This window comes from Calothrix sp. FACHB-168 (assembly GCF_963889195.1).
Taxonomy (GTDB): domain Bacteria; phylum Cyanobacteriota; class Cyanobacteriia; order Cyanobacteriales; family Nostocaceae; genus Aulosira; species Aulosira anomala_A.
In genome coordinates this window covers 77,022-99,366 of record NZ_CAWPNJ010000031.1, presented here as the reverse complement: position 1 = coordinate 99,366, position 22,345 = coordinate 77,022, and the positions used below count along the sequence as shown (strand labels likewise).

Annotated in this window: 15 protein-coding genes and 1 CRISPR repeat array; of the genes, 6 read left to right on the top strand and 9 right to left on the bottom strand. The window is 39.2% G+C overall.

Features of this window, described 5'->3' with window-relative positions:
• The first annotated feature begins 335 nt into the window (after positions 1–335).
• Positions 336–761, top strand: coding sequence for a response regulator (locus AACW45_RS19885; protein WP_190634129.1), 426 nt, complete (start codon positions 336–338; stop codon positions 759–761).
• A gap of 201 nt (positions 762–962) precedes the next feature.
• Here AACW45_RS19885 and AACW45_RS19880 read toward each other — a convergent pair whose 3' ends face one another.
• Together AACW45_RS19880 and AACW45_RS19875 are read right to left on the bottom strand one after the other, a co-directional pair.
• The gene (locus AACW45_RS19880; protein WP_190634127.1) at positions 963–2,093 is read right to left on the bottom strand and encodes an ATP-binding response regulator; all 1,131 of its coding nucleotides are present in this window, start codon (positions 2,091–2,093) and stop codon (positions 963–965) included.
• Between the two features lie 42 nt (positions 2,094–2,135).
• The gene (locus AACW45_RS19875) at positions 2,136–3,536 is read right to left on the bottom strand and encodes an ATP-binding response regulator (RefSeq protein ID WP_190634125.1); all 1,401 of its coding nucleotides are present in this window, start codon (positions 3,534–3,536) and stop codon (positions 2,136–2,138) included.
• 1,642 nt (positions 3,537–5,178) lie between these two features.
• On the opposite strand from AACW45_RS19875, the gene AACW45_RS19870 reads away from it, so the two are divergent.
• Positions 5,179–5,898: a response regulator transcription factor gene (locus AACW45_RS19870; protein WP_096645749.1), complete on the top strand. Its 720-nt coding sequence runs from the start codon at positions 5,179–5,181 to the stop codon at positions 5,896–5,898.
• A gap of 139 nt (positions 5,899–6,037) precedes the next feature.
• On the opposite strand, the gene AACW45_RS19865 is transcribed toward AACW45_RS19870, so the two are convergent.
• A complete protein-coding gene (locus tag AACW45_RS19865; protein ID WP_190634123.1) occupies positions 6,038–7,399 on the bottom strand; it encodes a lipid-A-disaccharide synthase-related protein in 1,362 nt (453 codons plus the stop codon).
• Between the two features lie 152 nt (positions 7,400–7,551).
• Between AACW45_RS19865 and AACW45_RS19860 the strand changes: the two genes are divergently transcribed.
• Together AACW45_RS19860 and AACW45_RS19855 are read left to right on the top strand one after the other, a co-directional pair.
• A complete protein-coding gene (locus tag AACW45_RS19860; protein WP_190634122.1) occupies positions 7,552–9,720 on the top strand; it encodes a BamA/OMP85 family outer membrane protein in 2,169 nt (722 codons plus the stop codon).
• Between the two features lie 330 nt (positions 9,721–10,050).
• Positions 10,051–11,685 (top strand): serine/threonine protein kinase, encoded by a 1,635-nt coding sequence (locus AACW45_RS19855; RefSeq protein WP_190634120.1) that lies wholly within the window; start codon positions 10,051–10,053, stop codon positions 11,683–11,685.
• A gap of 247 nt (positions 11,686–11,932) precedes the next feature.
• On the opposite strand, the gene AACW45_RS19850 is transcribed toward AACW45_RS19855, so the two are convergent.
• Complete coding sequence (locus tag AACW45_RS19850; protein ID WP_190634118.1) at positions 11,933–12,397, bottom strand: hypothetical protein; 465 nt, start codon at positions 12,395–12,397, stop codon at positions 11,933–11,935.
• Between the two features lie 544 nt (positions 12,398–12,941).
• Between AACW45_RS19850 and AACW45_RS19845 the strand changes: the two genes are divergently transcribed.
• A complete protein-coding gene (locus tag AACW45_RS19845) occupies positions 12,942–13,619 on the top strand; it encodes a hypothetical protein (RefSeq protein ID WP_190634117.1) in 678 nt (225 codons plus the stop codon).
• 2 nt (positions 13,620–13,621) lie between these two features.
• Positions 13,622–14,587 carry a hypothetical protein gene (locus AACW45_RS19840; protein ID WP_190634114.1) on the top strand — a complete coding sequence of 322 codons (966 nt, stop codon included), beginning with the start codon at positions 13,622–13,624 and terminating at the stop codon, positions 14,585–14,587.
• Between the two features lie 287 nt (positions 14,588–14,874).
• On the opposite strand, the gene AACW45_RS19835 is transcribed toward AACW45_RS19840, so the two are convergent.
• From AACW45_RS19835 to AACW45_RS19815, 5 genes are all read right to left on the bottom strand, one after another.
• Positions 14,875–15,234 (bottom strand): hypothetical protein, encoded by a 360-nt coding sequence (locus AACW45_RS19835; protein ID WP_190634112.1) that lies wholly within the window; start codon positions 15,232–15,234, stop codon positions 14,875–14,877.
• A gap of 626 nt (positions 15,235–15,860) precedes the next feature.
• Positions 15,861–16,777: a CRISPR direct-repeat array (repeat unit 37 nt; unit sequence GTTTCAAATATCTATTACCCCGCAAGGGGATTGAAAC).
• A 159-nt stretch (positions 16,778–16,936) separates the two neighbouring features.
• Positions 16,937–17,617, bottom strand: a complete 681-nt coding sequence (locus tag AACW45_RS19830) for a PAS domain-containing protein (protein WP_190634110.1) — start codon at positions 17,615–17,617, stop codon at positions 16,937–16,939.
• A complete protein-coding gene (locus tag AACW45_RS19825; RefSeq protein ID WP_190634107.1) occupies positions 17,589–18,053 on the bottom strand; it encodes a hypothetical protein in 465 nt (154 codons plus the stop codon). Before AACW45_RS19825 ends, AACW45_RS19830 begins: the two co-directional genes overlap by 29 nt.
• A 350-nt stretch (positions 18,054–18,403) precedes the next feature.
• Positions 18,404–19,201 (bottom strand): ergothioneine biosynthesis protein EgtC, encoded by a 798-nt coding sequence (gene egtC, locus AACW45_RS19820; protein ID WP_190634104.1) that lies wholly within the window; start codon positions 19,199–19,201, stop codon positions 18,404–18,406.
• 761 nt (positions 19,202–19,962) lie between these two features.
• Complete coding sequence (locus tag AACW45_RS19815) at positions 19,963–21,990, bottom strand: calcium-binding protein (RefSeq protein ID WP_190634102.1); 2,028 nt, start codon at positions 21,988–21,990, stop codon at positions 19,963–19,965.
• Between the last annotated feature and the right edge of the window lie 355 nt (positions 21,991–22,345).

Here is a 22,345-nt window from a genome sequence, read left to right as displayed (position 1 = left end):
ATATAGATGTCAAATATGTAAATGAGTCTGTAGTGTAAGAAACATAAGGTATATAAAAATACAAGTAAATTAATAATTACGATTTATATACTTTTTTGTATATTCAAAGATTTGATGATATAAATCCAAAAACATTCTTTAATTTTGCATATAATTGAGGGGTAAATGTTATAGTTTGAAGCTTATTTTTTCGAGATTCTCATATCAAAGTATTCAGGAAACTTCTCAAGCGAGAAACAGTTTTGCGTGCGTAAATTATCGCGTTAATTCTCAATATAGATAGTTTTGTGAGTTATGAAAGACAATGAATCTCACTTGTATCCTCCGGAGCAAAAATGTACTTAAAACATTCATCAAAAAGCGATCGCAAGCAGCGTAACTCTCAACAGCCTTTAATTTTAGCAGTAGAAGATAATGATGATAATTTATTGTTGATGGGTTATGCGCTGGAATCGCTGGGTTGTAGATTCATTTGTCAATCAGATAGTATCAATACTGTAGTAGTAGCAAAAGAGTACCAACCAGACTTAATTATGTTGGATATTTTATTGCCAACTATCAACGGTATTGAGATGGTGCGCTATTTAAAACAAGAACCCTTAACCCGCCACATTCCAGTTATTGCAGTGACAGCATTAGCTAGCCAAGAGGATCGCACCAGAATTCTCCAAGCGGGTTTTGATGCTTATTTAAGCAAACCCTACATGATTGATGAATTAGAAATAGTTATTCACAAATTACTTAGTAAAACATGTCATTAATTCATAACTCCTTCTTTGCCTAACTTTGCGTTTAAATTTAAAACCTCAATCAGCTACCATTCAATCATAATCACCATTACTGGATACGTAGTGATAGGGGCTAGGGAAGAGAGATTTTCATATTTGGTTGTGAGATTTTTTCGTGAGGGGCTAATTAGTAAATTAACAAATGACAAATGACAAATGACAAATGACAAATGACTATTCTAAATTTTTCGGTAAGCGAACTGTAAATACACTACCTTCACCTAATACGGAACTGAGTTCAATAGTACCGCCATGTGCTTCAACAATTCGCTGAGATAAATGCAATCCTAAACCGCTACCGGAACGTTTATTTCTACCTTGACGAAATCGTTCAAAAATACTGGCTTGATCTTCTGGTGCAATACCATAGCCTGTATCTTTTACCTCAATGGTTAAATAATCAGAATTTTCTTTTTTATCTGGTTGTTCTGAAAGCTTAATTTCTACACTTCCTGTATCTGTAAATTTAATTGCATTACCTACTAAATTACTCAAAACTCGGCGTAATTCTAGGTTATCACCCATAACTACACCAGCCTTATCTCCCAAATTATCTAATTCTTGGGTATCTAATTTGAGGGTGATATCTTTCTCCATCGCCAAAGGAATGAGTTCGCTAATCACTTCTTGCGCTGTTTCTTTGAGATTGCAACTTTCCCAATTTAAAGTCTTTTTACCCGCTTCAAAGCGCGAAACTTCTAGCAGGGTATTTACCATTTGCATTAAATTTTGATTACTGCGAATCATCACGCCAATGGCTTGTTTCATTTCTGGCGAAATTTTACAGAAGGTATCTTCCATAAATAAATTCAGCATCCGATCTGCAGCTACTAAAGGTGTGCGCAAATCATGTGTGAGACGAGAAACAAAGTCTTCGCGTTGACGCGCCATCTTTTTTTGTGCATCCAAACTGTGCTTTAAACGCAATAGCGATCGCACTCTGGCTAGTAGTTCATCTGTATCAAATGGTTTGCGAATAAAGTCGTCAGCACCGACATCTAAACCTTCAACAACGCTAGATTCGTGAAACGCTGTAATTAACAATATAGGAATATAGTTTTTATTACCTAACAGTTCTCGAATTCGCCGTGTGACTTCATAACCATCAATTCCAGGCATCATCACATCTAATAAAATTAAATCTGGTGGCGATTCGGCAACTTTTTCTAGAGCTGTCATCCCATCGGATACTAAATCAATCTCATAGCCTTCGCTTTCTAAAATTGTTTGCACCAAAATAAGATTATCTATAGTATCGTCTACAGCCAGAATTCTATCTATTTGAGAGTTTTCGCGAACAGACATGATTGATAACTTATATATTTTTACAATTAATTACAATTAAGCTTATAAATTGAATTTAGCAGAACTTATTGAAATTTTGCCGGATTTTTCCGGTGAGGAATGTTGGTGTTGGTTAGGTTGTGGCTGGGAGTGATGTTGATGCTGGCTCGGTTGATGAGAGACAGGATGGGGATTTTCGGCAGTACAAAAAATATAATCGCTATCTAACTTTAATGCTGCATCATCAAATGCTGCATTTGACAATGTTACCTGCCGTGGTAATTCAATTCTAAACAATGAACCTACCCTTAGTTGACTCTTAAGAATAATTTTACCACCCATCATTCTGACTAATGAATCAACAATTGCTAATCCTAAACCGGTACCGGGATATTTGCGCGTAATACTTTGATCTACTTGACGAAAAGCTTCAAAAATGAGTTTGAAATCGCGAGATGCGATACCAATACCTGTATCCCGCACGCTAATTGCTACTTTATTATGAGGAATTTCACTCACTTCTACCCAAATATTACCAGATTCTGTAAATTTAATGGCGTTGGAAAGTAAGTTAACTAAAATTTGTTGCAAGCGATTTGCATCATTAAAAATTAATGGATCGGCTAAATTAATATCAACTAATAAAGACAGTCTTTTAGCTTCTGCTAAAGAACGGATATCGGCTACTGTGTTTTCAATTATTTTTGGTAAATCGCATAATTCTGGTTTTAATTCAAACCTTCCTGCTTCTAATTTAGAAAAATCTAAGACTTCATTTAATAACATCAACAAATGCTTCCCATTATTGAGGATACGTTCAACCATATCCTTTTGCTGATGGGTAAGTTGCCCAAATTTAGGACGCAGCAAGATTTGCGAAAAGCCAATTATGGCATTCATTGGCGTGCGCAATTCATGGGATATAGTGGCTAAAAATTGCGATTTTAGCCGCGATGCTTCTAATAATCTTAAATTTTGCAGATGAATTTGTTGCCGTTGTCTTTCGAGTTCTTCATGTTTACGAGTTAGTTGTTCGTGACTTTCTTTAAGTTGCTGATGAGCCAAAGCTGTCTGCATTTCCGCACGGTGAACTCGAATTGCATTGCGCAAAACTTGCGCTACTCGTTCGGAAGATAATCTAGCTTTAGATATATAATCTGTAGCACCTGCTTTCATCAACTCAACAGCGATTGGTTCATCTCCCAATCCAGTTAGCACTATTATGGGAACTTTAATTTCTAATGAGCGTAACTGTTGAATCAAAGTTAAGCCATCTGCATCTGGTAGACGATAGTCTAGAAATACGCAGTCATAAGTAGTATTTCTTAAGGTATGGATCGCATCATTGCAGACGCTTACTTCTGATAATTCTATGGGTACACCTGCTTGAATCAGGGCACGACGAACTATCATGCGATCTACTTCATCATCGTCTACAACTAATATTTTCAGCGTCTCTTCCATCGGCTTTTATTTTCGCTGTCAGATACAGGTTGATGTTTAGCATTACCGATTTCAAATTGTTAAACTAAATCATTTTAAATTTGATATTGGGTAATGCTTAATATTTATTATTCATCAGTATTGCTGTTAATTCCCAACCTCTAATTTAAAAATCTGGTTACCACTACTTGGGTATGGGTTAACTCTGCCAATTTGAGATTTTTAATATCAAATTAAAAATCATTGTATTTGAGTTACCGCTATGTGATGACGGCACAAATACGCGCTTATTTCTGATAAATTCTGCTTAAGTTGGCAAAACTGCCGATAAAACTTTAAGAGAATTTTGCATATTAACCAATACCTGTTGAGAATTACCCTGTTCTCTCCAAGTTTCTCAATGATGACAGGCTTCAGGATTTAGCCAGCAACATTTAATTTATCTCTAGTCATTTTCAGGGCAGGATTTGTTTTTTATATGCCTGGGGACATAACTTAGGGGAAAGATTAAATTTTGTCCCTCTTCGGCAGGTTTAAATTTATTTGATATCTCTGACATTAGCTGTTTTATCCTCTGCTTGTAGTTTGGGAATTACTTGCTGAAAAATTTACTTAATGCTATTTTCTACTTAGTTGGGTTAACTTAGTTGTATATAAGTATTAAATACCCCTTGATAGTAGATACATCTGGTTGAGAAATAGAAATTATCCAAAACCTCTATCGAGAATTAACTAATTTACGCTCTTTGATCATCAGCAATTAATCAACAGTTACTTATTAAACCTCCATAGCAAACTCAGCCGATGCATAGTAACTTCAATTACTTGCATCAAGCTTCAACACAATTCTAAATAAACAGCTTAGAAGCTGTCGTCAGTCATTGGTGTGAGTTGCATAATAACTATTATGTACCATAAGCCTGAGCAATTTTACTCATCAGGTTGCTTGAATCAGGGGTGAGGGGCTAGGGGCTAGCTGAAATAAGATATATATTGCTAAGTATTTTATTTTACTTCTGGCAGTTGCCACAATATTTTTGGCGATCGCGGATTGTGCAAGTTTGTCAGAAGGTAACAATTTTGTGATGTTTCTCTACAAAAATCATAGAAGTATCATCTGCTGTGGCGAAGATAAAATTCGCAGAAAATATAGGTTTTAATTTTATTTATTGTAAATTTTTGAGCGTAAAAATATTGGATTATGACACATTACTAAAATTGCCTAATTTCTAGTTACAGCTAGGAACAATAAAGAATTTTGTAGACTTACCTCTAGCCTAGATACCTAAACAGCAGTTACTTTACCAAAAAAAAATTTCCTCCCTACGACGCTAATTATGCTAGATAATCCTAATCAGTAAATATGTAAACCACTGATGTTATATGTGCTTCAAGCTTGATGAGTCCTGACTGGGTAAATAAAGCCAACAGACTGCAAAAACCATGATTATGTCTCAATATTTCAATTTTTCTCGTAAAATATCTATACATCTTTGGCTAGATATTTACATCTATCGCCAACTGAAAATCATAAATTTATTATTTCTATCGGTGGATGCACGGTAGTCTAAATATCATCTATCTTTGGTTTGGTAAAAAGAAATAAAGACTTTAGATAAGTTAAGTATTTCCCAAACTGGAGCTAAAAAACGTGAGCGTTGCAATGAGTGAAATTAGTATTATTTTAATTGAAGATCACGATCTCACCCGTATGGGGCTAAGAGCCGCACTCCAATCGCAGACGGGCGTGAAAGTTATCGGTGAAGCAGCAAATGCTACCCAAGGATTGAAGCTGTTAGAAACTGCTAAACCAGATGTAGCGGTGGTAGATATTGGCTTACCGGATATGGATGGGATTGAACTCACCCGCAAATTTAAGCGTCAGCAAGCGGAAACAGGCCAAGCCACCAAAATCCTGATCCTGACAATGGATCATACAGAAGATGCTGTACTGGCGGCTTTTGCGGCTGGGGCTGATTCTTATTATATGAAAGAAACCAGCATCACCAGATTAACAGAAGCGATCCAAGCAACTTATACTGGTAACTCTTGGATCGATCCGGCGATCGCTAACGTAGTTTTACGGAAAATGCGCCAAGGTATACCTGGTGAAGCCAATAATAGCGATAAACCCAAGACTGTGAAAATAGAAGCTTTGGCTTCAGAGTACGAGCAAGTTTTAGAAACCTACCCCTTAACCCAGCGCGAACTGGAAATTTTGGAATTGATTGTTGCTGGTTGCAGCAATGGTCAAATTGCCGAAAAACTCTACATCACAGTTGGTACAGTCAAAACCCACGTGCGTAACATCCTCAATAAACTCTGCGCTGATGACCGTACCCAAGCCGCGGTTCGCGCCTTGCGTTCTGGTTTGGTGGGATGAGGAAGTTTGGGAGACAAGGGAAGGGGGACAAGGAGGACAAGGGGGACAAGGGGGACAAGGGAGACAAAATCAATTCAAAATTCAGAAATATTTTTGACTTTTGACTTTTGACTTTTGACTTTTTATGCCCCATGCCCAACTACAATTTTGATTGTAAACATTCGGCAATCCGTTGCGCTGCACCTGGTTGACCCATGCGCCGCAATCCGTTGTCGGCGATTAATTGCAAGGTATCAGGATTTTTGAAGAGAGATTGCACGATTTTGGCAACTTGTCCTGGTTGGTCTACTAAAATTAAGGATGGCCCCAAAAGACGACTTTGCGCTTCAGCAAAACCGGGGTTGTATTGAGGCCCATCACCAGGAATAGCGATCGCAGGTTTTCCTAAACCAACAAATTGTTCTGTTGCGGTTCCAGCCATTGCGATCGCCAAATCTGCCAAATGCAAGCAGTCGTTATAAGCATTTTGCGTCAAAACTAAATATGCATTTTTTTGCTTAAATGTCAAGCGATTAGAGTCAGCAAGTTGCACCGGAGATTCTGTATGGGGTCGCCAACCTTGGGTGGTGAGGGTTTGGGTTAAAGTAGTAAAATCTAAACCAGGGGCGATCGCGCCTAAGAATACCACTGTACTATTGGTGTGAAATACAGAATTGCGATCGCGGAAACTGGCGATTAATGCAGACACCGCAACCATAATTGTTTCCCAGTTATTATAAGCTTCTGGCGCACGGGAACCAGGCAGCAAAGTCACAACCAAAGGACGATTGATTTCTTGCTGTTGTAAATCCGCAGTGTAAAACCGTCCTGTAGGAAAGGAAGGTTCTAAACCATCCATCATCGGATTACCAAAATCAAAAGCTGGAACTTGGAACTTTTGTAATGTTTCCGTAGTCAAGGAATCTCTAGGAAATACAGCGCGACATCGGGGACGACTCATTAACCAGCGTTCCCAAGGATGATAAATCGAACCGGAAAAGTTTTCCCACTTTGCGCCTTTATTTTTACGTGGTAATAACCCGCCTTCATCGCGGACATAATATTCTGATTTCGCTGTACCTACAAAAGCATAATTAGCACTGCTAAAAGTAGCAAATAATAGCGGTACAATATCCCCTACTGCTAAAATTCCCGTGCGATTACCTAGTTTTTTTTGTTGATTTACCCAACGGCGCACAGCTTTAATTTGACTCAAGGTAAGTTGTAATAAACCACCACGTACATCTTTGACTAATTGGCGACTATCCATATAGACAAAACCGCCAGAAGGCATATTCCGCACAGAACCTATCAACGGCACATCTAATTTTTGGTAAGCATATCCTTCACCCACCAGAGGTAACACATAAATATCTGGTGGGTTTGATTGTTGTAAAAATGCTTGCAAAATTCTGACGGCAATTATATCTTCACCATGACCATTACTTAATACCAGTAATTGCAACCGCGCAGCCGATGATTGTGATGGGAATGCTACAGATAAAGAAGATAGATCGCTCATGAGAAACAAAAAATTATATTTAAATGTCTATGTAGAAAAGAGGAATGAATGGGGATAAAAATAGCTTAAGCAGCTGGAAGTTACTATTATCCTCACTGACTCACCTGACTACGATTAATTACCAGTAAATTAGGCAACATAGGCTGAATATTATGCGAGTTTCTTCTGCTGCAATTTTTACTTTAGCGACATTGGCTACTAATAGCGCCACTCAGCAAGCAATGGCTGCACCTACTACAAACGCCATTCCCACTGACAAACCAAGTAATTTGGTAGTTCCGGTAGTTGAAGAAACGCCAGCCCGCAAAGAAGCAGTTTCAGCACCGGAAACCGTAATTTCTCAACAATTTTCGCAAAATCCTGTATTGTTGCCCAGTGGTGTTGGTCATAATTCCTCAGGGATAGGGGACAAAGGGAAGGGGGACAAGGGAGAGAAAAAGAATTTACAGGTTGTGTTACCTGTTTCTCAGGTAAAGGAGATACAGGGGAATTCTAAAGTTACAGTCGGGAAAATACAAGCTCAACAAGTTACCCCAACGCCTAAACCTGTAGTTTCTCCGGTTACTAATCCGGTTACTAATATTGACAATAATTTAGTAGTTACAGCCACAGATGTGCAGATATTGGGCGCAAGTGCGGAATTACAGCAAATAGTTCGCAAAGTCATTAAAACCCAAAAAGGGGGAGATACCAGTCAAGGTCAGTTACAAAAAGATGTAGCGGCAATTTTAGATACAGGTTTATTTACTAGTGCGACTGTAAATAGCCGAATTACGCCTGCCGGGATGAATGTATCGTATCAAGTACAACCAGTAGTAGTGCGATCGCTCCAACTTTCCGGGGCGAAGGTGCTAACCTATCAAGTAGCGCAAAGTTACTTTCAGCCGCAAATCGGGACTGTAATTAGTCCGGCGACACTCCAGCAAGCGGTAGAAAAAATTAATAAATGGTATGCCGATAACGGTTATAATCTCGCTAGGGTGCTATCAATTAAACCCAACCGGGAAGGCATTCTCAATATAAATGTTGCCGAAGGTTTGGTAGGCGATATCAAATTCCGGTTTATGAACGACGATGGTAAAACCGTTGATAGCAAAGGTAACCCTGTCACCGGACGTACTAAACCAGATTTTATCCGCCAACAGCTAAAACTCAAACCCGGTCAAATCTTCCAAGAAAATGCTGTTCGCCAAGATGTGCAACAGCTATATCGCACAGGCTTATTTGAAACGGTGAATGTAGCTTTAGAAGGGGATGCAAATAAGGTAGATTTAGTCTACGAACTCAAAGAAACTGGGGCGCGTGCGGTAAATGTAGGCGGTAGTTACAACGCTGACCAAGGTGTATTAGGCACAGTCACATATCAAGACCAGAATGTCGGCGGCGTTAACAATACCTTAGGTTTAAATTTAGGCGTCGGCTTGCGCGATTTTCAATTTGACACCAGATATAACAGCCCCTATCGCCAAACCAACCCCGATCGTTTAGGATATACCATCAACGCCTTTCGCCGTCGGGAAATATCGCAAACCTTTGACGATGAAATTCCCTTAGCTAATGGTGAACAAGCCAGAGAAGGGAGAATTGGCGGTAGTATTAGCTTTCAAAGACCAATAGATGATTGGGATACATCCTTAGGATTTAACTATAATCGCATCAGTATTCGCGATCGCCAAGGCAATGTCGCCGCCAAAGACGCCCAAGGAAATACCCTCACCGCTAGCGGTACAGGTATTGACGACTTAACCACAGTATCATTCACCGCTACCCAAGACCGCCGGAATAATTCCCTCAATCCTACCCAAGGTTCCCTGCTGAAATTAAGTACAGAACAATCAGTTCCCGTTGGTCAAGGTAATATTTCCATGAATCGCGTGCAAGCGAATTATAGCCAATATTTACCAGTAAATTTATTTGGCAGCCAAAAACCGCAAGTATTTGCCGTTAACGTCCAAGCTGGGACAGTTTTGGGAAATTTACCCCCTTACGAAGCCTTTAATTTAGGCGGTGCTAACTCAGTACGCGGTTACAATACTGGCGCAGTAGGTAACGGACGCAGTTACGTCTTAGCCTCAGCCGAATATCGCTTTCCCATCCTCTCTGCTGTAGGAGGAGTGTTATTTGCTGACTATGCTTCAGACTTAGGTTCTGGTAACACAGTTTTAGGAGATCCCGCCGGGGCAAGAAGTAAACCCGGTAACGGCTTTGGTTACGGCGCAGGAGTCCGCTTAGATTCACCCCTGGGAGTACTCCGCGCCGACTACGGAGTCAATGACCAAGGAGAAAGCCGAGTTCATTTTGGTATTGGTCAAAGGTTTTAAAATTGGGCATGGGGCATTGAAACAATTTTAGATTTTAGATTTGCGATTTTGGATTCTAATCTAAAATCTAAAATCCAAAATTCTTTGTCCTCCTTGTCCCCCTGCTCCTTGTCCCCCTGCCCCTAACATAATAAGTTCTTATCTCCCTTACCATACCTTTAAGGTCGCTCAGGCAAATGGCAATGTATTATGAAAAAGACAAAACTCTTGCCATAATAGGGAGGTTTTCCCACTGAGGGGGGAAGCGATTTCTTTATAATTGCTTTAAAACTCAGGACTCAGTACTTATCTGCTCACTTCGGACTAAGGACTCAAAACGCAAAAATCTTTATGTTAGCAGGTACAACTTTACAGGGTGGCAAATATACCCTAAATCAAGAAATCGGGCGCGGTGGCTTTGGAATCACGTTCAAAGCTATGCATCATTACTTAGGTCAGGAAGTAGTGATTAAAACTATTAATGAAAGGCTGCGACAACATCCTGATTTTGCCAAGTTCGAGCGCCAATTCCAAGATGAGGCGAGAAGATTAGCTACTTGTGTCCACCCGAATATTGTGCGGGTGAGCGACTTTTTTGTCGAATCTGGGCTGCCTTACATGGTAATGGAGTACATTCCTGGGGATACCTTGGGGGATGCATTTGTCTTACCAGGGATACCTTTACCGGAAGCTACCGCCATCCATTACATCAGACAAATTGGCGCAGCTTTACAGGTTGTTCATAATAACGGTTTACTGCATCGAGATGTGAAACCGGATAATATTATTTTGCGCCAAGGCACTCAGGAAGTAGTGCTGATTGATTTTGGCATTGCGCGTGAATTTAATGGCGGTGTGAGACAAACTCACACGGGGATGGTTTCGGAAGGTTATTCCCCCATTGAGCAGTATTTAACCCAAGCACCGCGTACACCCGCTACAGATGTGTATGGCTTGGCAGCTACATTATACGCATTGTTAACCGCCCAAGTACCCCTGCCGGCATTATTGCGCGATCGCGAACAAATGCCAACTCCCCGCGAACTCCAACCCCACCTTAGTGCTGCTGTTAACCAAGCAGTGATGCGGGGTATGGCGGTAGAATCGCGTTTTCGTCCCGCCACAGTCACCGAATGGCTGAAACTGCTACCCGGTGAAAGCACAAATACAGTACCTCAATCTGTACCCACCCATACAGTCGCCACTATAAATTTATCGCTACAAGAACAGGACGAATTTTTTACCAGAACTACCAAAAAATATATCGATCCATCATTTGCGATCAATAATGCTAAATTGCTGGCGCAAAAACTAGCAAAATCTAAAGTATTTATTGGTACAACTGTTGCCGTTGTTGCAGCTACCGCAGGTTTTGGTATTACTAGTATGCTGCCAAAATCTCAGCCCCAGTCACCAGAAAAGCAGCTATTTGCCGAACCAACTATCGAAGCTAGCCCCAGCCCGCAAACACCAGTAGTTAACTCTACACCAACTGAGACAACGAAAGAAGTACAAAACACTTCTGCTAGCGAAACTACACCCGTTTCTACTTCCTCACGTCGCAGGCGCAATCGTCGTGTTTATCAAGAAGAATCTTCTAGCTCTTCTAGCCGTAACCGACGTTCTCAAGAACAAGAACAATCAACGCCCCGTCAAACCCCAGAAAAATCTTCACCTGCGCCGGAAGTTTCGCCCTCTCCCTCGCTAGTAGAAACATTACGCACAATTCGCACAACTCGTTCTCGTAAGCCTACACCAGCAGCATCACCAGCAAATAACTCACCTGCTGTTCCTAACAATTCTGCGCCGCCAAAATCAGAAAAACAGTCTAACCCTGTAGTCGTTCCCCAAGCGCCAGTAGAATCTAAAAGTTCGGCTCCTGCGCCTGTAGTAGTACCTACCCAAGAGGTAAAACAAAATTCTAGTGAAAATCCTTCATCAAAAAGCGAGAAGCCAGCAGAACAACCTTCCGAAACCAATAATTAGCTAATTATCTCCGATTAAAATTTCATATAAATAAGATATTTTTATACATTGCCCTTCCCGCAATGAAGTATCAATTTGGGGATTAATAGCATTTGTCTCAATCCCAGCTACAGATAATTCTTCCCCTACCCCCTACCCCTTTTCCTGTGCGGTGAATTCAGGGATTTCCAGAAAATAAATTATCCAATTTTTGAGAAAAGATATTTTATTTTCCCCCTGCCCCCTGCCCCTTTTCCTCTTCAGTGAATTAACTACCGGGGAAAAGATTCGGCGTATCGAGAATCTTGAAATGAATTAACGCCAAAATTACCAAAGTATAAGCAGTAGAAGAAGCTAACCCTGTCAGCAACTCTTTTTTTAAATTGCGTTCTTGCGCCTGATTTTGCAGTACATCCATCACCCCAGCTTGCATCAGGAGAATTCCTAGTACATTAGAAAGCCAATAGCCTGCGATCGCACATGGTACCAGTAAGTCTTTGGAAAATAAACTACAGAGATAACCAAAGCCATAAGCCAGTGGGAGATTGAAAAATAAATCGTTCCACCAAGACATCGGCGAAAGTAAATATCCGATTACCAGAAAAAAACCACCTCTGATGGTTTTTAAAATCGTTGTCAGCCTGATTCCGCTTGGGTTTACCGTTGCAAAAGAGTCATTGGCCGTATTGGTAGTAGCGTTTAATTCGCTACTTGCCTGTTGTGTATTTTCCATGTTAAATACATAATGCCGATTGTTTTATCGTAGTTTAGTACAAACAGGATAAAAAATCTATAAGTAAATACACAACCATTATAGAGAAAATGTAAGTTTTGTTACAAATACTTAAAGTAAGCGATCCAGAAGCCGAGAGTTACACAAAATTTTGATACCAATGTCATGGATTGGTATGAGATTTTATGTTGTATTATCGAAACTGGCAATTGTTATTGTTTTTGATTAGCCCATTTATTGCCATCGGAATTCACTTCTTACCCATCATTCCTGCTTGGATAAATACTCAATTCTGATTTTCGATAGCAATTTGGCTAATAACTTTACTTGTCGGCTTATTGTTATTTAAAAAACCGCAACCACTACCAATAGTTAAAATAGGTATTTTAGTTCAAATACATAGAACTTAAAAAACTCTGCGTACCTTTGCGTTAACCTTAGCGTAACTTTGCGTTCAAAAAAAGTATATTTTTGTACAAATCCACAAATCAATGATTATTAGAAGCTATATTTAAACTATAAAATTTATACCATTGTGCATATCATGAAGCCTGTAAAACCAATCCTCACAATATTAGTTTTACTTACTCTCCTCTCCTGCATTCAAGTACCTACTGCTTCAGCAGATGTTTTATCACCTGGGGAATCTAGAGTAAATTACTGTTTTCAAATAGCAAATCTTAATAAATATTCTAATTATTTTATAGTTGCTAACATCAAGTCAGCAAACCCCAGTATCCCAACATATAACAGAATCATCGAATCAGGTAAATGTTTAGGATTAAATGGCTATCGGGAATACAGCGATGTCTATGCTCTAAAAAAATCTCTAGTCAAATCCCAAGAAATTCTCAAAAATAAAGAAGGTATATCCCTAAAAAACTTTAATAGCAAAAAATCTGTATTAATTCCTGCTAAAGCTAGTATTAACCCAGTGGGATTACTCCCAGATAGATATGGAGTGAAAGAAGTTGCAGATGTCTTAGAAATTGTGGCAATTAAACCTAAATCTCTGGAATTAAAATATAAAGAAGTTATCTATACTTACCAACAAGGAAGTCCTGAAAAGAAGGCTTATCAAACACAAGATAACAGACCATTACCATCATCGCGCAGAAATTTTAATTTCTTGAATTTAATTATCCCTGGATTCTCACTCGTTGGGATAGTGCTAGTTTATAAAAAATCAAATTTTTTCAAAAAACGCAATAAATTATCATAATAATGTTCATAATAGCGGCTATTGCTTTAGTTTTGCTGAGTGCAATATTATCTGTAGCTTTTCCTCTAGCTACTTACACCTTGACTTTAGCAACATTTGGGCTTACCCATGTTTTAACAGAATTGCACTATGTCGAAAATCGCTTTAGTCAACGGCTAATAACCCGCCTACGAATTTCTATTAGCCAGCTATTATTAATAATTATTTCTTTACGCAGTTTACAAGTATTTGGTTTAATTCCTACTTGGGTAAGCATACCTTTAGAACTCAGTTGTGTAGTTGGCTTAGTAATTCTCGTTATCCCGATTTTAGTCAAAAAAGATTGGCGACTGGGAATTGTGGGAACTGTATTAGCTGCTGGAATTGCATTAGGAATATTTTTTTCGCCAACTCTCACACTGTTATTATTCGCTGTACTTCATAACCTTACCCCTGTAGGATTTATCGCTGAAAAATTGCGAGGTTCAAACCGCGATCGCGCTTTGCTAGCTTGTGTTATAGTATTTATACTCATTCCCTTACTAATTCTTTCAGGAATACCCTACAAATTATTATCATCTTTAAATTTAGTAGAATGGGAATTCTCCTTACTCCCTGTTGGCGGAATTGAAGCGCATTTAGGAGTATTTGTCCCCAAACAATTACACAATCAAATCATCGCTATTCATGCTTTTTCCGCAGCAGTATTTTTACAATCTATGCATTATGCAGTAGTGATTGGTGTATTACCAACGTCGGAAGATAGTAAGCAATCTAGAACCAACAACAGTATATTTATAGGATACCCACGAAAGTATTTTACATGGTTTATTATTTTATTTAGCACATTATTATTTATCGGGTTTACGATAGCATTTAATAATGCCCGTGCTGTATATGGAATTGTCGCCGCAATTCATGCTTGGGTAGAAATCCCGATTTTATTGCTAGCTTTAGCCATACCAGACACATCAGAATCAGTGAATTAAATCATTAATCTTATACCAATTCAATAGACTTCTTACATAAATATTTTGGCGTTGTTGATTAATTATTTGAAAAGCTCACGCATAGACGCAAAGGTGAGGCAGTGCGTTGGGCGGGTTTCCCGACTTGAAGCAACTGCCGTTGCAAAGAAGAACGCGAAAATTATTACTTTTGCAAGAGGGCTAATATGAAGATGCATATAATTTAGCCTGCATAGGCAGGCTTTGTTTGTTTAGCCCCAGGCTTCTAGCCTGCGGGCGTTAATGTGCAGCTTCACAGAGAATTGGTATTAACTATAAAAAAGCTGATTAATTACCAAACCAGCTAAAAATGAAGTAGTATTTGCCAAAATAGATAATAATAAACCTTTTCGCCAATTCAATTTCAAAAATTTTGTATATAAAATACCTTCGATAATCATAACGAAACTCTCAATCACTGCTACCCGAAGCGGAAATTTAATATAGGAAGTCAATATTTGATTGCTTTCCCAAGCTAGGGGATGGGTAAAGAGAGTAGCAGCAAAGGCGATAAATAATGAATTACAGATATACCTATGAGAAGACAGTTGTTTAGTAATTACTAATATAATTAACACTACTGGTATTTCAATTAGCCAGGAAATAAGTAACGCTAACAACTGTGTCATATATTTAAGTTAGATTTCGCTTAGGGACATCCAATTTTTTCAATACCCAATCAATTTGTAGTGCGAGCGTCTCGCTCGCTTTAGAACAACAACGAGCAAGACTTCGGCGTGAGCGCTCAGTCGAACGCTGCTCGCACTACGGAATATGGGTAATTTATTTTTTGTAAGTCCCTTAGTTAATACCAATTGGCTGTCATTTATCATTTGTCATTTGTCATTGGTAAAGATTTTGTAACATACAGCATATTTGCAGGTAAATGAGGTACGCGCTTTGGGGCATGGCAGTGCCAATGCCCCTACAATCAATGATTATCTGGACTTCTCCAACTGGCAATCTGCTGTATTTTCTGTAAATTTCCTAATGCTTCTGAAATTTCGGTAGTATATTTGATATCATCCTAATTATTGATGTGTTAGCTTGATGTTTGGCAAACCGAAGCGGGGGCAAAAACCTGGGGGGTTCTGCCAAAAACGCCAGAACCTTGACAAATTAATAAGTTCAGCCTTTGGAGATTTGGCACAGTTGCAAATTGATTGCAATAAGGTTGTCTGAAAATAACCATTTTTTTCGATCTGCCAAAACCTCTCACAAGATGGTTGCTGTGTATGGGTTTCAGCACTAAGCAGTTTCAAATATCTATTACCCCGCAAGGGGATTGAAACAAGCCTTGCAGGTGTAGAGTTGCGGCAATTGCCGTGTTTCAAATATCTATTACCCCGCAAGGGGATTGAAACATTTCACCCAGCAATGCAGTTGTGATGGAAGCACACCGTTTCAAATATCTATTACCCCGCAAGGGGATTGAAACGTAATTGATTGTATCTAAAACGGTTTGTCCCAACTCTTGTTTCAAATATCTATTACCCCGCAAGGGGATTGAAACAATTTTGAGTCGCTGCTCTCTGCTTTTACGCTCATAGTTTCAAATATCTATTACCCCGCAAGGGGATTGAAACTCCCATTATCCTTACGAAATTCACACGTACTAGAGTTTCAAATATCTATTACCCCGCAAGGGGATTGAAACTCAAATAAATTTAGACTAGTGATTCTAAAACCTTGCTGGTTTCAAATATCTATTACCCCGCAAGGGGATTAAAACAATTCTGACTGGTTTTCACTACCATCATTATTATCTGTTTCAAATATCTATTACCCCGCAAGGGGATTGAAACTTACAGGGTTATCTAGATATTGAGATGATTGTGCAGTTTCAAATATCTATTACCCCGCAAGGGGATTGAAACAAGTTATTGCTTGGGGCTTGTCCTGCAACGATTACGTTTCAAATATCTATTACCCCGCAAGGGGATTGAAACGTTTCTGTTGCTCGATCATTTGGCGTTGGTGTTGCGGTTTCAAATACCTATTACCCCGCAAGGGGATTGAAACTTGACTTTATGGATAAAATTTCACTTATATATTTACGTTTCAAATACCTATTACCCCGCAAGGGGATTGAAACGCAACTTCGGCAGGTGTCATGCCTGATTTTTTCCACATCGGTTTCAAATATCTATTACCCCGCAAGGGGATGAAAATCAGCCGCTTACGACGTATATTTTTTACTTTCTTAAATGCTAAACAACGAACTTAACTTTAAATCTCTTCCCTTCTGTTATTTGCTTTTATGCAAAAAATATCCTGAAAAAAGGAAGCACCTGATAACTGTGGAGTTCTGGAAGGAATTAAATCGTTAAATTAAGCAGATTCAAACACGCCAGGTGGAATTGGTACGAGTTGAGGAGACGACAAGCAAGTTCCTTGACGATACCATATTCCTTCAGTCTCGAAGATCTCAAATTGAGTGGTCAAAATTGCCCATGCTTGTTCATTGAGACCGGCTGAATAAGTCCAAGTAAATTGTTGATGACTTTGTAATCGCTTTTCCAACTCGTGTAAATCTTCTGGTAGCCAGAATTTAGACATTGACCGTTGAGTCGCAATCTCAGCAGGAGTTTGCAACATTTCAATCATTGGCTGATTGACAATGATTTGCTGGCGGGTGTCTTGTCTGACAATGCTGACAGGAAGTTCATTATCTGCAGCAGCTACCATCCGATATAACAACTCATCAGGAAGATGCAGTTGGTTACAAAATACTTTACCTCCATTGTTTAATATACGTTCGGCGGTTTCGGAAGGTGCCGGTGGTAGTTGACTAGCCATCCATCCGAAAAACTCGATTGGTTGTTTACAGCCACGCCATTTGATCCGTATCTTACCGTTAATTTTTAACGCGGTTTCACTCAGGGCATCACCGTAGTTTTGCGCCAGTTGTGTAGCATCGCGTTTAGTTGGGGCTAGAATAGAAATTCCTTCATAGGAGATTTTATAATTCCAGCCAGGTAGGTTAAGGATTTTCAGAATACTGACACTCATCTGTTTTGACACCTTCAGAAACTCTATATACTTTTACACCCCTAGCATCTGGATACACGGACGGTTTATACGTTCCTTGCCAAATCTTTATCCTTTCTTGTTCTGGGATACCTAAAACCGAAGTGATGATTGCAAAGTCTCCTGGTGTAGGTAGTACTTCTCCGTCAGCTAATGCTTGCAAGTTCTTAATACCGCAGCTTTTAAGTTTGATTGCATTGAGTCTGACTAAATCAGCAATTGTTTCTGGTACTGGTTTGGGTTGGTTTTTACCACCAGAACCTGTAGTTTTGTCTATCCAATCCTGAATCATCTCTTCTACTGCATCGCCTTGAGATATTCCCAAGCGCGCACAGATGCTTTTGAATTCTAAAGCTAGTTCTAGTGGAATATAACCACTGACTTGCTTATAATTTTCAGAACGCCTTCGGTCAGTCATATCTTCACATTTTTCATGATACTTTTCATTTTCTCTTAGTCATTCATAAAAGCAAGACATTTTTGTATGTCTTTTTTAAATGACAAGTAAAGAATTTACAAAGTATTTTTTTCCTGACGCAATACTAGGTCTGCTTTAATACAGAAAAATGTTGATTAATCTAGCGTGTTAAGAGCTAATAACTAGATAAATAGGCAGATTTATGGTTGTGTAATCCAAGTATGACAATAAATACTAGAGTTATATTTAACAGATTTTGTACTGTAGTATGTTTTTGTGATTTCTTGAATAGTGCTACACACATTAAACTGAAATATGTGGATAATAACCCTCAAGTAGCGTCAGCAAAATTAAGAGTATTTTGGCAAAAGGCTGATTTTTGGTAATAGTGACTCGGCGGCAACTGATAGGGTACTTTGTTCAGAAAAAGCTACCCAGTGATTTTTTGATAAAGGTTCAGAGGCAATGATAATTTGGCTGGGGCTATCGACAGCATCACAATACCAATAAAGAGTAGGTGCTGCTGTTTGATAGCTATAACGAACAGCTGCAACAGTGTCACCATCGCTAACAATGATATTGGCGCTCAAACTGGTGTCGTATTTTTGCGCTAAATCTGTCAATTCTGTTAGTGTCATCTGTAAGGCTGACACTAGACTACTTTCTGGATATGACTGCCATATTTCTACGAAGAGAGCAAAGATATGTTCAGAGTCAGTCATACCTTTAATTAAATTGTATGTGGTATCGGAAAGGCGATCGCGTATTGGTCGATAGAGTGTTTGTTTAAAGTTGGCGATTTCGCCATTATGTACAAACAACAGCTTACCGCTCCGGAATGGTTGACAGTTACTAATGTCGAGTGATTCGCCTATTCCCGCTAGTCGGGCATAGCCTAAAGTACAATGAGACTGTACATATTGGCTTAATTCTTCCAGATTGCGATCGTTCCATAAGGGGATAGTATTACGGTAGATAAATGACTTTCCCGCTTCATCGTACCAACCGATTCCAACACCATCTGCACATACTACTCCAGACTTTAATTCTAAAGGTTGATAACTTTGTTGATAAAGAGAATGTTCTGGTTTATACAACAATTCATGCAAGCGAATGTTTTTACCGAGATAGCCAATTAATCTACACATAGACAACAAATATACAATAGGATGAATGCCAGAGTAATCAAATTAGCTACCAGCTTTAAGCTAAATGATGTCTTTGACTACAGGCTTTGTTAACTATTATTAAGTTAACAATTAATTTATATATTGTGTCTGCTTTCAGTATGACTAAAGTCATGGATATATTTATGACTTTAGACAGAAAATCTTGGCGTTCTTGCTATTGCTAAATTTTGGCAATTTTGGAATGGTTTAAGTTATGACTGTTGACTGTTGACAGACTTCAAAGTTTGTTAGTCATTTGGCTACAGCTATAGGTATTAAAGATGAAAGCAAATCTATGCATCATACAGCATATTTCAGGTAAATGAGGTACGCGCTTCGGGGCATGGCAGTGCCAATGCCCCTACAATTAACGATTATCTGTACCTCAGCAACTTGCAATTCGCTGTATCTGCTTTTTTTCGCAAATCCTAGAAAATATTTATACCAATTTGAAAAAAGGATGGTAGGGGCATAGCATTGCCCATTGGTGTCAACTTAACGTTAAACCCGCTTGGTGACTAGGTTATGCCCTCACCCCCAGCCCCTCTCCCTCAGGGAGAGGGGAGCAAGAGATTTAATTCCCCTTCTCCCTCAGGGAGAAGGGGTTAGGGGATGAGGGCGAGGGTTTTTGTACAACAGGCGCAGTATATAGCTTTTAACTTAAATTGACACCTATGGGCATTGCCATGCCCTCTAGAATGTAATGATGTGCCGCAAACAGTATTTAAATTGGTATTGAATTAAACAACATGAAAATTATCGGCGCTGAGTGATGGTGTGGCAATAAATTGTACAAATTTTACTTGTGTAAATGCATTAGCACTACCATCTCGGTCAAAGTACAAACTACCTGTACTATTGTCGTAGATGAATCTTTGAGCGTTGGTGGTGGCAGCAGTACCGATGGTAAACTGATTGGGTAAGAGTTCGCCAGCAGATAATCCACCACCAAAACCAGCAGCAGAGACTTGAATTACAAAATTTTCTGCACCAAAAAATTCGATAGTATCAACACCTTGATTAAAATTCTTAAAAACAAAGGTATCATTGCCATTACTACCAATTAGATAATCATTACCAGCACCACCGATGAGGACATCATTACCATAACCCCCACGGATGGTATCATCACCATTACCGCCGTTGAGGGTGTTATCGCCATAGGAATCACCTAATACACCAATGATGTCATTACCATTACCACCGTTTAAGGTGTTATTGCCGTTAACAGTTTCCAGTCTGAGGATATCGTCACCGTTACCACCATTTAAGATGTTATTGCCATTAGAATAATTGATGACGAGGCGATCGCTACCATTACCACCGTTTAAAGTGTTATAACCTGCGGAAAAGTCGATTCCTAGCGTATCGTCGCCATCACCACCAGATAAAAGCTGATAGCTAGAGTCTTCACGACCGATTATATCGTTACCGGCACCGCCACTAATTGTATCTTTACCGCCAACGCCTCCATCGAGGATATCGTCGCCATTAGTACCGACAATCTTATCATCGTATTCTGTACCGGAAATTTTCAGGCTTTCGATATCTTGGAAACTAACTCTGTCAGCACCTACCTTGATTAAACCTTGATTGATAGTTGCATTGAAACTCATGATGATGGGATTTTTAGCATCATCATAATCAACTAACAGGGAATCATTACCTGCACCGCCATTAATGCGATCGCTCCCACCACCTTTAATATTAAAGGTATCATTGCTATTGCCACTTTGAATATTGTCATCGTAGTCTGTAGTAAAGATTTCTAGGCTTTCAATATTGCGGAAGTCGATCCTATTTGTACCGGCAGTAATTGTACCTTCTGTATTGGTGGCATTCCAATTCATGTTGATCCCACCGTTAGCATCATCGTAATAGATAAACAAATAATCGTTACCACCATCACCATTAATTGTTTGCGTCACTAAGGATGCTGCATTATTTGCATATAAATAAAACGAGTCATCACCATCTCCCCCAGAAAATTGATTATTCCCGGTTACGCCAGAGGTATAAAAGCTATCATTACCTGCATCACCAAACAGAGTATTTTTCCCACTAGATCCGGTGAGATAAAATTCGTCATTTCCCGCATTACCACTGACTGTGTTATTACCTGTGGAATTATTGAGAAATATTCCATCATCTCCAGCACCGCCTTTGAGGGTATTATTACCACTGGAGTTATAAGCATATAAAAAGTCGTTGCCTGAACCACCGTCTAAAAAATTACTTTGGGAAGAAGCGGAAATATCTAAGATATCATTACCGCGATCGCCATATAATCTATTTTTACCTTCGCTGTCAGATAAATAATCATCATCATCGCCGCCGTAGATTGTATCATTACCTGCACCGCCATATAAGGTATCTGCACCCGCCAAGCCTTTAAGAATGTCATTTCCATCCCCACCAGCGAGTTGATTGTTGGCAGTATTGCCGATAATTGTATTATTAAGTGCGTTTCCTGTCCCAGAAATTGCTGTTCCCGTCAGAGTTAGGTTTTCGACATATTTACCCAAAGTCCAGTCTACCGCAGATTTAACAGTATCTCTGCCACCAGCATTGCCACCATTACTATTTTCTTCAGTGACAATATCGCCAATGCTATCAACGATGTATGTATCATCACCAGAACCACCAAACATTGTATCGTTGCCTGTGCCGCCATTGATGATGTCATTCCCTGCATAACCGTAAATGCGATCGCCTCCGGAAGTTCCTTGGAGTAAATCGTTCGTAGCAGTACCTTTAATTGTTGCCATTCTTTGATCCCTGTAATGAATTATCCTGTGAGCAAATCTGCATTTTTTGCTCTTTGAAAATCCAACATCAGCGATAAGTTGAAAATTTCAACCGAGCGTTGATGTTGATTGCTAATTTGATGCACTCTATGACTTACTATCAAGCTATTAGTTGTGTGTGATTATTTACACAAGCACAGATAATTTCTAACTGGCTCGTGTTTTGGAGTTAATTCTCAATTGCAGTATTTATTTGACCATAGAATTACCGAAAAATCATCTAACTTTACCTAATCTTTAAAATAGAAAATTTTTTCGGATATTGTAGCCATATATCTTGGAAATAGCGGTGAATGTTGACTGTTGACTGTTGACT

What these genes read in the sequence shown, in the direction of transcription:
- AACW45_RS19855 (WP_190634120.1), top strand. Translation starts at nt 10,051, where the DNA reads ATGTTAGCAGGTACAACTTTACAGGGTGGCAAATATACCCTAAATCAA.
- AACW45_RS19825 (WP_190634107.1), bottom strand. Translation starts at nt 18,053, where the DNA reads ATGACTGACCGAAGGCGTTCTGAAAATTATAAGCAAGTCAGTGGTTAT.
- AACW45_RS19880 (WP_190634127.1), bottom strand. Translation starts at nt 2,093, where the DNA reads ATGTCTGTTCGCGAAAACTCTCAAATAGATAGAATTCTGGCTGTAGAC.
- egtC (WP_190634104.1), bottom strand. Translation starts at nt 19,201, where the DNA reads ATGTGTAGATTAATTGGCTATCTCGGTAAAAACATTCGCTTGCATGAA.
- AACW45_RS19845 (WP_190634117.1), top strand. Translation starts at nt 12,942, where the DNA reads ATGAAGCCTGTAAAACCAATCCTCACAATATTAGTTTTACTTACTCTC.
- AACW45_RS19860 (WP_190634122.1), top strand. Translation starts at nt 7,552, where the DNA reads ATGCGAGTTTCTTCTGCTGCAATTTTTACTTTAGCGACATTGGCTACT.
- AACW45_RS19875 (WP_190634125.1), bottom strand. Translation starts at nt 3,536, where the DNA reads ATGGAAGAGACGCTGAAAATATTAGTTGTAGACGATGATGAAGTAGAT.
- AACW45_RS19815 (WP_190634102.1), bottom strand. Translation starts at nt 21,990, where the DNA reads ATGGCAACAATTAAAGGTACTGCTACGAACGATTTACTCCAAGGAACT.
- AACW45_RS19870 (WP_096645749.1), top strand. Translation starts at nt 5,179, where the DNA reads ATGAGTGAAATTAGTATTATTTTAATTGAAGATCACGATCTCACCCGT.
- AACW45_RS19830 (WP_190634110.1), bottom strand. Translation starts at nt 17,617, where the DNA reads ATGAGTGTCAGTATTCTGAAAATCCTTAACCTACCTGGCTGGAATTAT.
- AACW45_RS19885 (WP_190634129.1), top strand. Translation starts at nt 336, where the DNA reads ATGTACTTAAAACATTCATCAAAAAGCGATCGCAAGCAGCGTAACTCT.
- AACW45_RS19865 (WP_190634123.1), bottom strand. Translation starts at nt 7,399, where the DNA reads ATGAGCGATCTATCTTCTTTATCTGTAGCATTCCCATCACAATCATCG.
- AACW45_RS19850 (WP_190634118.1), bottom strand. Translation starts at nt 12,397, where the DNA reads ATGGAAAATACACAACAGGCAAGTAGCGAATTAAACGCTACTACCAAT.
- AACW45_RS19840 (WP_190634114.1), top strand. Translation starts at nt 13,622, where the DNA reads ATGTTCATAATAGCGGCTATTGCTTTAGTTTTGCTGAGTGCAATATTA.
- AACW45_RS19835 (WP_190634112.1), bottom strand. Translation starts at nt 15,234, where the DNA reads ATGACACAGTTGTTAGCGTTACTTATTTCCTGGCTAATTGAAATACCA.